The following is a 12674-nucleotide window of genomic DNA, read 5'->3' as shown; positions in this document are numbered from 1 at the left end:
CGCGGGTGCCGCGGGATGCGCGGCGTCTGCGTCCGGCCCTTGCAACCCGATCCAGACGGACCTATCCATGAAGCCCCTTCCCGCCCTGCTGGCCGCGACCCTGCTGATGAGCACTTCCATTCCCTCGACCCTCGCCGCCACCCAGGCCACGCCGCCGGACGCGGCCAAGAAGCCGCATGTGGTCACCGCGCCGTTCGGCGCGCAGCGCCAGGACGAGTACTACTGGCTGCGCGACGACAAGCGAGCCAACCCGCAGATGCTCGACTACCTCAAGGCCGAGAACGCCTACGCCGATGCGGTGCTGGCGCCGCTCAAGCCGCTGCAGGGCACGCTCTACAAGGAGATCGTCGCGCGCATCAAGCAGGACGATGCGTCGGTGCCGTACCGCGAGCGCGGCTACTGGTACTACACGCGTTTCGAGACCGGCAAGGACTATCCCGTGCACGCCCGCCGCAAGGGCAGCATGGAGGCGCCGGAAGAGGTGATGCTGGACGTCAACGCGCTGGCCGACGGCAAGGGCTATTACAGCGTCGGCACCTGGGATGTCAGCCAGGACAACCGTCTGCTGGCCTATGCCGACGATGCGGTCGGCCGGCGCCAGTACACGATCCGCTTCAAGGACCTGAGCACCGGCCAGGTGCTGCCGGACGAGATCCTGGGCGTGTCGCCCGACGTGGTCTGGGCCGACGACAACAAGACCCTGTTCTACGTCGAGAACGACCCGGAGACGCTGCTGACCGTGCGCGTGAAGAAGCACGTGCTGGGCACGCCGGTGGCGCAGGACCCGCTGGTCTATGAGGAGCACGACGACAGCTTCTATATGGGCCTGGGCCGCACCCGCGACGACAAGTACATCACCATCGGCGTGCACAGCACGGTCTCCAGCGAGGAGCGCTACGCGCCGGCGGCCGATCCGCAGGCCTTCACCGTGCTGGCGCCGCGTGCGCGCGATGTGGAATACGACGCCGACCATTTCGATGGCCGCTGGGTGATCCGCACCAATGCCGACGGCGCGACCAACTTCAAGATCGTGACCGCGGCCGACGGCGCCACCGCGCGCAAGGACTGGAAGGACTGGATCGCGCACAGCGACAGCGTCTACATCGACGGCTTCGAGCTGTTCGACGGCTTCACCGCGATCGGCGAGCGCTCGGAAGGGCTGGAGCGCATCCGGCTGCTGGGCAAGGACGGCAAGTCCTCCTATGTCCAGGCCGACGAGCCGGCCTATTCGATGGGCCTGGACGCCAATCCCGAGCACGACACGCCGTGGCTGCGCTACAGCTATACCTCGCTGACCACGCCGGCCACGACCTACGAGCTCAACACCATCACCGGCGAGCGCCGCTTGCTCAAGCAGCAGCCGGTGCTGGGCTATGACCCCGCCAAGTACACCACCGAGCGGCTGTGGGTGACCGCGCGCGACGGCACCAAGGTGCCGGTGTCGCTGGTCTACAAGAAGGGCTTCAAGAAGGACGGCACTGCCGCGCTGCTGCAGTACGGCTACGGCAGCTACGGGATGTCGATGGATCCTGGCTTCTCCGGGCCGGTGGTGAGCCTGCTCGATCGCGGCATGGTCTACGCCATCGCCCACATCCGCGGCGGCGAGGAGATGGGCCGGGCCTGGTACGACAACGGCAAGCTGCTCAAGAAGAAGAACACCTTCACCGACTTCATCGACGTCACCGAGGCGCTGGTCAAGCAGGGTTACGCGGCCAAGGACCGCGTCGCGGCGATGGGCGGCAGCGCCGGCGGCCTGCTGATGGGCGCGATCACCAACATGGCGCCGGACGACTACCGCGTGATCATCTCGCAGGTGCCGTTCGTGGACGTGGTCACCACCATGCTCGACCCGAGCATCCCGCTGACCACCAACGAATACGACGAGTGGGGCAACCCGGAGAAGCGCGAGTTCTACGACTACATCGTCACCTACTCGCCCTACGACAACCTGAAGAAGCGCGCCTACCCGGCGATGTTCGTCGGCACCGGGCTGTGGGACTCGCAGGTGCAGTACTGGGAGCCGGCCAAGTACGTGGCCCGCCTGCGCGACCTGGACACCGGCACGCTGCCGGTGGTGTTCCGCATCAACATGGAAGCCGGGCATGGCGGCAAGTCCGGCCGTTTCCGCCGCTACCAGGAAATGGCCGAGTACTACGCCTTCATGCTCGACCAGCTGGGCGTGGCCAAGGCCGACTGAGGGCCGCCCGGGCGGAGGATCGCTCCGGTCCGGTTGTTTCCGCAGCCGATGTTCCCGCCAGCCGGGAACATCGGCGTGGCCTGCAACGCAGCGTGCGCCTTTCGCGATGCCGCCTACACGCGCGGCGGGCGACAATACGCAGGTGGACACGCCCCTGCCGCCGGAACTGACGCCGCCCCCCAGCCGCTTTCGCTGGGCCTGGTGGCTGCTGGCCTGGACCAGCCTGCTGCTGGGCGTGATCGGGTTGTTCCTGCCGGTGATGCCGACCACGGTGTTCATCCTGATCGCGGCCTTCGCCGCCTCGCGCGGGTCCGAGCGCCTGCACCGCGCCCTGCTGGCGCACCGGCACTTCGGCCCGCTGATCCACGACTGGCAGGCGCACGGGGCGATCCCGCGCCGGGCCAAGTGGCTGGCGAGCTGGACCATGCTGGCCAGCGCCGCATTCACCGTGACCGCGATGGCCTGGCTGACGCCGGCGCACTGGTGGCTGTCGGCCATTCCGGTGGCCTGCCTGTCGGCGGTGGTGCTGTGGATGTGGCAGCGGCCCGAGCCCCCGGCCGCGCCATGACGCGACGCTGATCGGCGCCCCGCCGCATGCGGGCGGTTGTGCGCCGGCACTCGCTATACTCGACCCCATGAAGACCGTATCGCGACTGGCGCTGTCGAGCGCCGCGCTGCTGGCGCTGTCCGCCTGTGGCAACAAGGGTCCGCTGGTGCTGCCGGAACGGCCGACGCCGGTGCAGCAGCCCGCTCCCGCCCCCAAGACCCAGACCGGCGCGCCGCCGGTGCAGGTCAAGCCGCAGGCGCCTACCTCCGCGCCAAACCCGCAGGACGACGCCGCCAGCAAGGCCGTCGACCAGGGCGGTGGCGATGGCGAGCACTGACGCCGCGCCGCTGCGGTTCTCCAAGATGCATGGGGCGGGCAACGACTTCGTCGTGCTCGACCTGCGCGGCGGCCGCCCGGCGCCGGACGCGGCCCTGGCCGCGCAGCTGGCCGACCGGCATCGCGGGGTGGGCTGCGACCAGCTGCTGACCATCGAGGCGCCGCGGGCCGAGGGCTCGGTCGCCTCGTACCGGATCTGGAACGCCGACGGCTCGCTCTCGGGCCAGTGCGGCAACGGCGCGCGCTGCATCGCCGCCTGGCTGGTGCGCGCCGGCCTGGCCAAGGCCGAGGCGCCCTTCCAGATGGACAGCCCCGCCGGTACCCATCGCGTGCAGCGCACCGAGGCCGGCTTCGCCGTGGCCATGGGCATGCCGCACTGGCAGCCCGCGCAGGTGCCACTGGCCGGGTTCGACAGCGAGCAGCCGAGCTATTCGGTGCAGGTCGACGGCGCGCCGGTGGTGTTCGGCGCGGTGTCGATGGGCAATCCGCATGCGGTGGTGCAGGTGGCCGATGTGGCCAGCGCGCCGGTGAGCGTGCTGGGGCCGGCGCTGCAGACCAGCGCGGCGTTTCCCGAATCGGTCAACGTCGGCTTCGCCCAGGTGATCAGCCGCCAGCGCATCGCGCTGCGCGTGCTCGAGCGCGGCGTCGGCGAAACCCTGGCCTGCGGCAGCGGCGCCTGCGCGGCGGCGGTGGTGCTGATGCGCGCCGGCCTGGTCGAGCGTAGCGTCACCGTGTCGCTGCCCGGCGGCGACCTGCAGATCGACTGGCCCGACGATGCCGCCGAGGTGGTGATGTCCGGGCCGGCGACATTCGTGTTCGAAGGGGAATGGACGCAATGAGCGAGACCCACGAGAAACTTGGCAGCCACGAGGTGGCCGCCTGGCTGCGCCGGCATCCCGGCTTCCTGCAGCAGTTCCCGGACCTGGCCCAGACCCTGGTGGTGCCGCGCGAGAAGGGCCCGGCCGCCTCGCTGGCCAGCTACCAGCTGGAGGTGCTGCGCGACAAGAACCGCGAGCTCTCGCGCCGCCTGGGGGAGCTGTCGGCCAATGCGCTGGAGAACGAGCGCCTGGCCGTGCGCGTGCACCAGCTGACCCTGGCGCTGATGCGCCAGTCCAGTGTCGCCGACACGCTGGCGGCGATGGCGGCCTCGCTGGAAGAGGATTTCCAGGGCGACCTGGTGCGGATCGTGATCTTCGCCCCGTTGCCGGAGTCGCTGGCCGATGCGCCCTGGCTGCAGTCGATCGCCGAGGGCAGCTCGCACCTGGTCCCGTTCCGCGACTGCCTGGCCGATGGCGAGCCGCTATGCGGGCGCCTGCAGCCGCAGAAGAACACGCTGCTCTACGCCGCCCAGGCCGAGGAGATCGGCTCCTCGGCGCTGCTGCCGCTGCCCGGCGTAGGCCTGGTGGCCGTGGGCAGCCGCGACGGAAACCGCTTCTATCCCGGCATGGGCACGCTGTTCCTGCGCATGATGGGCGAGGCGCTGACCACCGCCTTGAAACGCTTCGACGCCTAGGGCGAGGGCGATGTTCTTCCGCGCCTGGGTCATGCTGTCCATGGCGATCTTCCGGCTATGGCCGCTGTTGGCCACCGGCGTGTACGCGCGGCGGCATCCGGTGTCTCAGGGCACCTGGGGCGTCGCGCTCGCGGCCGACCTGCGTGCTGCTGGTGATCGCCCAGGTCTCGGCCATGCGCTGTTCCAGCGAGCAGCTCTCGCACACGCGCGGCCTGTTCGCGATCGGCGCCGCGATGAGCACCGGCTGGACGTACGTCGATGCGCTGCTGGTGCCCGTGGTGGTCACCGCGGTGCTGCTGCTGTCGGTGGTGATGGCGCTGCTGCCCAGGGCCCCGGCGCGCTACCTGCGGCTGGTGCAGCGCATGCTGCGCCATCGGATACAGCAGTGAGGCCGCGGCATGTCCGCCGTTGAGGCCTTCCTCGATCACCTGCGCGTCGAGCGCCAGGTCTCCGCGCATACGCTGGACGCCTATCGCCGCGACCTGACGGCGCTGACCCAGTGGGCCGCGCAGGCGCAGGACGGCACGCCGGTCGAGGCGCTGCAGGCCGATCAGCTGCGGGCCTTCATCGCCGCCGGCCATCGCCAGGGGCTGGCGGCGACCAGCCTGCAGCGCCGGCTGTCGGCCTGCCGCAGCTTCTATCTGTGGCTGCTCAAGCATGGCCGCATCGCCGCCAGTCCGGTGGCCGGGCTGCGCGCGCCCAAGGCGCCGCGCAAGCTGCCCAAGGTGCTCGACGCAGACGAGGCCGTGCGCCTGGTCGAGGTGCCGACCGATGCGCCGCTGGGCCTACGCGATCGCGCACTGCTGGAACTGTTCTATTCCTCCGGGCTGCGCCTGAGCGAACTGTGCGCGCTGCGCTGGTCCGACCTGGACCTGGCCGCCGGCGTGGTCACCGTGCTGGGCAAGGGCCGCAAGCAGCGCATCGTGCCGGTGGGCTCGCACGCGCGCGCCGCGCTGGCGGCCTGGCGCGAGGAAAAGCCGGCCGAGGACGCCGCGCCGGTGTTCCCCGGCCGCGGCGGCGGCACGATCTCCCAGCGCGCCGTGCAGCTGCGCATCCAGCAGCTGGCGCAGCGGCAGGGGCTGTTCAAGCACGTGCATCCGCACATGCTGCGGCACAGCTTCGCCAGCCATATCCTCGAATCCTCCGGCGACCTGCGCGGCGTGCAGGAACTGCTCGGCCATGCCGACATCGCCACCACGCAGATCTATACGCACCTGGACTTCCAGCACCTGGCCAAGGTCTACGACGGCGCGCATCCGCGCGCCAAGCGCAAGGTCTGATCCGGCGCGCCGGGCCGATTCCGGCACGCGCTGCGTGGCCTAGAAGCCGAGCACTTCGCCATCCAGTGGCATCTGTCCGGAATGGGGGTTGCGATCCGGGCTGAACTTTGCCTTCGGGTCGATCGCCTGGGTGAGCGACCAGTGGCCCGGAGACCGATTACTGTCGAACACGAACGGCAAGCCTTCCGAGCCTTCGAACGTCGCCGCGTCGGAGACGTGGAAGTGCAGGTGGGGCCCGTTGGAATTACCCGACTGCCCCAGGCGCCCGAGCACCTGCCCGCGATGCAGCCGCTGTCCCACGGTGACCGCCACGCTGCCGGGTTGCAGATGGGCGTAGTGGACGAACACCTTCGGCGCGATCTGAAGCACCACGTAGTTGCCGTACAGGCCCTGCGCGGTCAGCGAATCGGGCTCGGCCTGCGCTTCCAGGGGCGCATGCTCCGGGGCGCCGTCATGGACATCGCGCACCACGCCGTCGGCCACGGCCAGGACCTGCGCGCCGTAGCCGATCCAGTCCTCGCGCCGGCTCCTGCTGAAGTCGACCGCACCATCGCGCAGGGCGCGGCCGTTCGCGTCGAGGCCGAACACATCGATGGCATAGCGTTGTGGAATGGTGAGCTGGCCATTGACCGCGACCAGGCTGCCCCAGTGATGCGATTGCGCGTTGCCCGGTCCTTCGCTGGCCAGCCACAGTCCCGGTGGCAGCGGCGGGCCCAGCACGAGCGGTGAGGTCGTGCCCACCTCCACAGACGCGCCATCGACCAGCGAGGTCCGGCCCTTGTCGTCGACGAAGACGAGCCGATGGCGCAGCACGCGTGGCGTCTGCCGGCCATCGGGCAGGGTCAGCCACAGGAACGCGACCGCGCGCATGCCCGCAGCGACGAGAACCTGGGTGGCATCCTCGTCGGCAGTCCGGGGCTGCACGGCCTGGACCAGATCCCGGCCGGTCAGGCTCGTGAGCGGCGTGGTCTCCTCGCCGGCGAAGACCTCGATGCGCTGCAGCCGCAACACGCCGGTGTCGCGGTAATAGTTGGTCACATGCAGTTCGTACGCCAGGTGCGTGCGGCCATCGTCACCTACCACCGGACTCGGCGCGCACGGCGTGCGCACCTCGACCGGCGCCAGGGCACGCTCGGCATTGACGTCGGCGGGCCGGAGCAGGTTCAGCGCCGCCAACACGAGCCAGAAGCCGGCCTTGCCAGGGGCGCGACGCGTCGGCGAACGCAAGGGTTTGATGGCAGGCATGATCATCCAGGGCGAAGGCATGTGAGCGCTGCCATGCCAGGCACCTTAGCAAGGTCTCCGCGTCCTGCGCAGGCTGACCCGTGGTGAAACGGAGTCGGGCGCTGGCAAGGCCCCGCAAGGGCCCCGCTCCGGAGAGCCGTATCGACGCACGCCGGACCCGTGCGTGTTCCACGACACCACGAGCGTGTTTATCCGCCGCGAAGGCAAAGTCGTCCCCGGGATATGGGCAGGATCCGCGAAGGCGCGCATCCGCCGGCATGGCAGGAGCATGACACCCGCGTATTGCTGGCTGACAGTCTGGTCAAGGTTCAGCTTGGGCGGGCAAGGATGCGGCTCCTTCAACAGGACCAGGAGTCGTTGCATGAGGCACATCCTTTCTGCGTTGACGCTGTCGCTGGCCATCGCCGCGCCCGCCATGGCCCAGGACGCGGCCGCCACCCGCGACGCCATCATCAAGAACGGTGCGCAGCTCAACGGATTGGCGCAGCAGTGCGGCAACATCACCCCGGAACAGGCCAAGACGCGCAAGGAGCAGTCGCGCGCGGCGATCTACGGCAAGGGCGCCGATTCGAGCGGCTTCGATGCCTTGTACGACGCCGGCTTTAACGCGGGCGTCGCCAGGATCAAGTCCGCGCCCGATGGCGGCAAGCAGATGTGCGAGCGCCTGAAGGCGCTGCAGCAGGGCCCGGCGAAGAAGTAAGCATGATCCGCCGCGCCTGGGCGTTGGGCCCAGGCGCGGAGGGCGGGTTGAAGACCCGCGCTGGGCGCCCCATCTGCTCTGGAGCATTCCGGAGCCTGCCATGGACCCCAGTCAGAACCCCAACGTCTTCCACGCCACCACCATCCTGTCGGTGCGCCGCAACGGCCACGTCGCCATCGCCGGCGACGGCCAGGTCACGCTCGGCCACACGGTGATGAAGGGCAATGCGCGCAAGGTGCGGCGGCTGGGCCGCGACGGCCACGTGCTGGCCGGCTTCGCCGGTGCCGCGGCCGATGCCTTCACCCTGTTCGAGCTGTTCGAGGCCAAGCTGGAGAAGCACGGCCAGCTGCAGCGCGCCGCAGTCGAGATGGCGCGCGACTGGCGCACCGAGCGCCGCTACGGAAAGCTCGAAGCCCTGCTGGCGGTGGCCGACAAGGACACCTCGCTGATCATCAGCGGCACCGGCGATGTGATCGAGCCGGAGGACGGCATCATCGCTATCGGCTCCGGCGGCTCCTATGCCCTGTCGGCCGCGCGCGCGCTGCTGGCGCACACCGAACTGGAGGCCAAGGCCATCGCGGTTGAGGCGCTCAACATTGCCGGCGACATCTGCATCTATACCAACCGCAACGTGGTGGTCGAAGAGCTGTGAACGGGGCGTTGGGAATGGGGAATCGCAGAGGCGGTTTCCCGTGCCCAGATGGCCCTGCTCTTGACCAACCCATTCCCCCATTTCCCATTCCCGATTCCCACCATGAGCGAAGCGAATAACTCCACCATGACCCCGCGCGAGATCGTGCAGGAGTTGGACCGGCACATCGTCGGCCAGCAAGCGGCCAAGCGCGCGGTGGCCATCGCGCTGCGCAACCGCTGGCGCCGCGCGCAGCTCGAGCCGGAGCTGCGCAACGAGGTCATGCCGAAGAACATCCTGATGATCGGCCCCACCGGCGTGGGCAAGACCGAGATCGCGCGGCGCCTGGCGACGCTGGCCAATGCGCCGTTCGTGAAGGTCGAGGCCACGCGCTTCACGGAGGTCGGCTATGTGGGCAAGGACGTCGAGCAGATCATCCGCGACCTGGCCGACACCGCGGTCAAGCTGTATCGCGAACAGGCCAAGGCCCGGGTGCGCACCCAGGCCGAGGAGCGCGCCGAGGATCGCCTCCTCGATGCGCTGCTGCCCAGGCGCAGCGGCGGCATCGGCTTCGACCCGGCGGTGGTGTCCAGCGAGCCGTCCGCGCAGGACAGCGACACCCGCGCCAAGTTCCGCAGGATGCTGCGCAAGGGCGAGCTGGACGACAAGGAGATCGAGCTGGAGCTGGCCGCCAGCGTCGGCGGCGTGGACATCATGACCCCGCCGGGCATGGAGGAGATGGGCCAGCAGCTCAAGCAGATGTTCTCCAGCCTGGGCGCGGCCAAGACCCACAAGCGCACGGTGACCATCAAGGCCGCGCGCCCGCAGCTGATCGAGGAAGAGGCGGCCAAGCTGGTCAACGAGGACGACGTGCGCGCCGCGGCGATCGAGGCCTGCGAACAGCACGGCATCGTCTTCATCGACGAGATCGACAAGGTCGCCAAGCGCGGCGAGAACGTCGGCGGCGGCGATGTCAGCCGCGAGGGCGTGCAGCGCGACCTGCTGCCGCTGGTGGAAGGCAGCAACGTCTCCACCAAGTACGGCACGGTCAAGACCGACCACATCCTGTTCATCGCCTCCGGCGCGTTCCACCTGGCCAAGCCTAGCGACCTGATCCCCGAGCTGCAGGGCCGCTTCCCGATCCGGGTGGAGCTGGGCGCGCTGAGCAAGGAGGACTTCGTGCGCATCCTCACCGAGCCCAAGGCCGCGCTGACCCGGCAGTACGTGCAGCTGATGCAGACCGAGGGCGTGACGCTGGCCTTCGAGCCCGACGCGGTGGAGCGCCTGGCCGAGATCGCCTTCCAGGTCAACGAGCGCCAGGAGAACATCGGCGCGCGCCGCCTGCACACCGTGCTCGAGCGGCTGCTGGACACGCTCAGCTACGAGGCGCCGGATCGCGACGGCGAGGCGGTGACGGTCGACCGCGCCTACGTCGACAAGTACCTGGGCGAACTGGTGCAGGACCCCGACCTGAGCCGTTACATCCTCTGACGGATGGCGGCGTGGTTGAGATGACGAAGGCGCCTGCGGGCGCCTTCGTCGTGTGGTGACTTCGATCGCGAACTCTCACGTGGGAGCCGCCATGGCGGCGATGAGGCTTTCCCGGTAAGGCCCCATTGCCGCCATGGCGGCTCCCGCCTGGCGCGGAGCGCGTTGTCGGTCCGTTCCGGATGCGCGGCATACGCTGCGCCTGTCTTTCCCGTCATCGAGGTGCGTCATGCTGCGTCCACTCGTGCTCGTGTCGGTGCTTGCGCTGGCCGCCTTCGCCGCGCCCGCCCAGGCGCGCACCACCTGCCACCTGAGCTTCCAGATGTCCGGCTGGTCGGTGTTCTACAAGACCTCCCATGGCACCGGCGAGATCACCTGCGACAACGGCCAGCGCATGGCGGTGAAGGTCAGCGCCAAGGGCGGCGGGCTGACGGTGGGCAAGTCCAGCATCCATGGGCGCGGTGAGTTCACCGAGGTGCGCGACATCCGCGAGCTGCTGGGCGGCTATGCCACCGCCGAGGCGCATGCCGGCGTGGAGAAATCCAGCAAGGCGCAGGTGATGACCAAGGGCGAGGTCTCGCTGTCGCTGGCCGGCACCGGCAAGGGCTGGGACCTGGGCGTGGCCTTCGGCGCGTTCCATATCGAGCCGCGCTGAGTGCGGCCAGGCGCAGTGACGGTCGCGGCCGTTGGGCGATCGTGCACGGGGGTGGGAGAGCAAAGTCCCTGGGTTCCCGCGTTCGCGGGAGCGACGAGGTCGGGTTGCGTGGTAAGGCCCGCGTTCGCGGCGACGACGGGGGAACGGCAATGAGTCGCCTCAGTCCTCACCGATGTCTTCGTTCCACACCTCGGGATGGGCGGCGATGAAGCCGCCGAGCAGGTCGACGCATTCCTGATCGTCCAGGTCGATCACCTTTACGCCCGACTCGCGCAGCCAGTCGATGCCGCCCTGGAAGGTGCGCGATTCGCCCACCACCACCGTGCCGATGCCGAACTGGCGCACCAGGCCAGAGCAGTACCAGCACGGCGCCAGGGTGGTGACCATGATCGTGTCGCGGTAGCTGCGCTGGCGGCCGGCCTTGCGGAAGGCGTCGGTCTCGCCGTGCACGGACGGATCGCCCTCCTGCACGCGGCGGTTGTGGCCGCAGCCGAGCAGGCGGCCGTCGCCGTGATAGAGCGCCGCACCGATGGGAATGCCGCCTTCGGCCAGGCCGGCGCGGGCCTCGTCGATGGCCGTGCGCAGCAGGGCGGAATAGTCGGGCGTGGCGATCATGCAGAGGCTCCAGCAGGGGCGAGGACATCGCCGTTAGACCAAAGGATATTGCATCGCAACAGGAGCTGGACGGGCGACATGGAATACTCTGCGCCGTCGCCGACCACCCCAATCCAGGATTGTCCATGATGCATGCCAGCCCCACGCCCACCTCGACCTCGGTGGCGCGATCGACCCCCAAGCTGGCCATGGCGGTGGTGACGATCATCTTCTTCATGTGGGGCTTCCTGACCTGCCTCAACGACATCCTGGTGCCGCATCTGAAGTCGGTGTTCACGCTGAACTTCACCCAGGCCGCGCTGGTGCAGTTCACCTTCTTCGGCGCGTACTTCCTGATGTCGCTGCCGGCCGGCCGCGTGGTGGCCGCGCTGGGCTACAAGGGCGGCATCGTCTGTGGGCTGGCGGTGGCCGGTGTCGGCGCACTGCTGTTCTGGCCGGCGGCCGGGGCGCACAGCTATCCGCTGTTCCTGTTCGCGCTGTTCGTGCTGGCCACCGGCATCACCGTGTTGCAGGTGGCGGCCAACCCCTATGTGGCGCTGCTGGGGCCGGAGAAGACCGCGTCCAGCCGTCTGAACCTGTCGCAGGCGTTCAACTCGCTGGGCACGGCGATCGCGCCGCTGTTCGGCGGCCTGCTGATCCTGGCGGCCGACCCGAAGACGCCCGAGCAGGTGGCCGCGATGTCGCAGGCCGACGCGCTCGCCTATCGCACCGCCGAGGCCAGCTCGGTGCAGATGCCGTACCTGGGCCTGGCGATCGCGCTGTTCGCGCTGGCGGTCTTCATCTTCGCCTTCCGCCTGCCCAAGCTGTCGGAGGAGAACGAGCAGGGCGACGGGCGCCACTACGGCATCTTCGAGCCGCTGCGCCATCGCCACGTGCTGCTGGGCGTGCTGGGCCTGTTCTTCTATGTCGGTGCCGAGGTGTCCATCGGCAGCTATCTGGTCAACTTCCTGGCCATGCCCGACATCGGCGCGATGACCGAGAAGGCGGCCACCAACTACGTGTCGGCCTACTGGACCGGCGCGATGGTCGGCCGCTTCGTCGGCTCGGCGCTGCTGGTACGCATCGACGCGGGCAAGCTGCTGGCGGTGTTCGCCGGCGTGGCCACGGTGCTGCTGCTGGTTACCCTGGCCAGCACGGGCATGACGGCGGTCTACGCGGTCGTGGCCATCGGCCTGTTCAACTCGATCATGTTCCCGACCATCTTCACGCTGGGCATGGCCAAGCTGGGGCCGCTGACCAACCGCGCCTCCTCGCTGCTGATCATGGCCATCGTCGGCGGCGCGGTGCTGCCGCTGCTGATGGGCTTCCTGGCCGACCACATCGGTCTGCACCACGCCTTCGTGCTGCCGCTGGTGTGCTATCTGTACATCGCCTACTACGGCATCACCGGGTCGAAGGTGCGCGAGCCGGTGCCGGTGGCCGGGGTGCAGCGCTGAGGGCGGATTGACTCTCTGGCGAAGGGGGGAG

14 protein-coding genes are annotated in these 12674 nt (G+C 69.2%); 12 read left to right on the top strand and 2 right to left on the bottom strand.

The genetic code is table 11. The features are described 5' to 3' along the window. The first annotated feature begins 67 nt into the window (after positions 1-67). From LAJ50_RS16565 to xerC, 7 genes are all read left to right on the top strand, one after another. Positions 68-2197 (top strand): S9 family peptidase, encoded by a 2130-nt coding sequence (locus tag LAJ50_RS16565; RefSeq protein ID WP_171044608.1) that lies wholly within the window; start codon positions 68-70, stop codon positions 2195-2197. A 142-nt stretch (positions 2198-2339) separates the two neighbouring features. Further along, complete coding sequence (locus LAJ50_RS16560; RefSeq protein ID WP_224096351.1) at positions 2340-2765, top strand: YbaN family protein; 426 nt, start codon at positions 2340-2342, stop codon at positions 2763-2765. A 67-nt stretch (positions 2766-2832) separates the two neighbouring features. After that, a complete protein-coding gene (locus tag LAJ50_RS16555) occupies positions 2833-3081 on the top strand; it encodes a lipoprotein (protein WP_130550190.1) in 249 nt (82 codons plus the stop codon). Then, positions 3068-3919: a diaminopimelate epimerase gene (gene dapF / locus LAJ50_RS16550; RefSeq protein ID WP_138653466.1), complete on the top strand. Its 852-nt coding sequence runs from the start codon at positions 3068-3070 to the stop codon at positions 3917-3919. Before LAJ50_RS16555 ends, dapF begins: the two co-directional genes overlap by 14 nt. Next, positions 3916-4593: a DUF484 family protein gene (locus LAJ50_RS16545; protein ID WP_138653464.1), complete on the top strand. Its 678-nt coding sequence runs from the start codon at positions 3916-3918 to the stop codon at positions 4591-4593. Before dapF ends, LAJ50_RS16545 begins: the two co-directional genes overlap by 4 nt. 143 nt (positions 4594-4736) lie before the next feature. After that, positions 4737-4982, top strand: a complete 246-nt coding sequence (locus tag LAJ50_RS16540) for a hypothetical protein (protein ID WP_138653462.1) — start codon at positions 4737-4739, stop codon at positions 4980-4982. A gap of 9 nt (positions 4983-4991) precedes the next feature. Next, positions 4992-5873 carry a tyrosine recombinase XerC gene (gene xerC, locus LAJ50_RS16535; RefSeq protein WP_138653460.1) on the top strand — a complete coding sequence of 294 codons (882 nt, stop codon included), beginning with the start codon at positions 4992-4994 and terminating at the stop codon, positions 5871-5873. 39 nt (positions 5874-5912) lie between these two features. On the opposite strand, the gene LAJ50_RS16530 is transcribed toward xerC, so the two are convergent. Further along, positions 5913-7139, bottom strand: coding sequence for a M23 family metallopeptidase (locus tag LAJ50_RS16530; RefSeq protein ID WP_138653458.1), 1227 nt, complete (start codon positions 7137-7139; stop codon positions 5913-5915). Between the two features lie 340 nt (positions 7140-7479). On the opposite strand from LAJ50_RS16530, the gene LAJ50_RS16525 reads away from it, so the two are divergent. From LAJ50_RS16525 to LAJ50_RS16510, 4 genes are all read left to right on the top strand, one after another. Then, a complete protein-coding gene (locus tag LAJ50_RS16525) occupies positions 7480-7818 on the top strand; it encodes a hypothetical protein (RefSeq protein WP_138653456.1) in 339 nt (112 codons plus the stop codon). A 100-nt stretch (positions 7819-7918) separates the two neighbouring features. Further along, positions 7919-8470 (top strand): ATP-dependent protease subunit HslV, encoded by a 552-nt coding sequence (hslV, locus tag LAJ50_RS16520; protein ID WP_130515511.1) that lies wholly within the window; start codon positions 7919-7921, stop codon positions 8468-8470. A gap of 102 nt (positions 8471-8572) precedes the next feature. After that, positions 8573-9940, top strand: a complete 1368-nt coding sequence (gene hslU / locus LAJ50_RS16515) for an ATP-dependent protease ATPase subunit HslU (RefSeq protein ID WP_138653454.1) — start codon at positions 8573-8575, stop codon at positions 9938-9940. 226 nt (positions 9941-10166) lie between these two features. After that, positions 10167-10592: a hypothetical protein gene (locus LAJ50_RS16510; protein ID WP_138653452.1), complete on the top strand. Its 426-nt coding sequence runs from the start codon at positions 10167-10169 to the stop codon at positions 10590-10592. A gap of 159 nt (positions 10593-10751) precedes the next feature. Here LAJ50_RS16510 and LAJ50_RS16505 read toward each other — a convergent pair whose 3' ends face one another. Next, a complete protein-coding gene (locus LAJ50_RS16505) occupies positions 10752-11207 on the bottom strand; it encodes a nucleoside deaminase (protein WP_138653450.1) in 456 nt (151 codons plus the stop codon). A 128-nt stretch (positions 11208-11335) separates the two neighbouring features. Here LAJ50_RS16505 and fucP point away from each other — a divergent pair, with 128 nt between their 5' ends. Then, positions 11336-12643: an L-fucose:H+ symporter permease gene (fucP, locus tag LAJ50_RS16500; RefSeq protein WP_171044607.1), complete on the top strand. Its 1308-nt coding sequence runs from the start codon at positions 11336-11338 to the stop codon at positions 12641-12643. The last annotated feature ends 31 nt before the right edge of the window (positions 12644-12674 follow it).

The organism is Pseudoxanthomonas sp. X-1, assembly GCF_020042665.1.
Lineage (GTDB): Bacteria > Pseudomonadota > Gammaproteobacteria > Xanthomonadales > Xanthomonadaceae > Pseudoxanthomonas_A > Pseudoxanthomonas_A spadix_A.
Note: the sequence above shows the minus strand (reverse complement) of the source record. Positions and strands in the feature narration are given on the sequence as shown.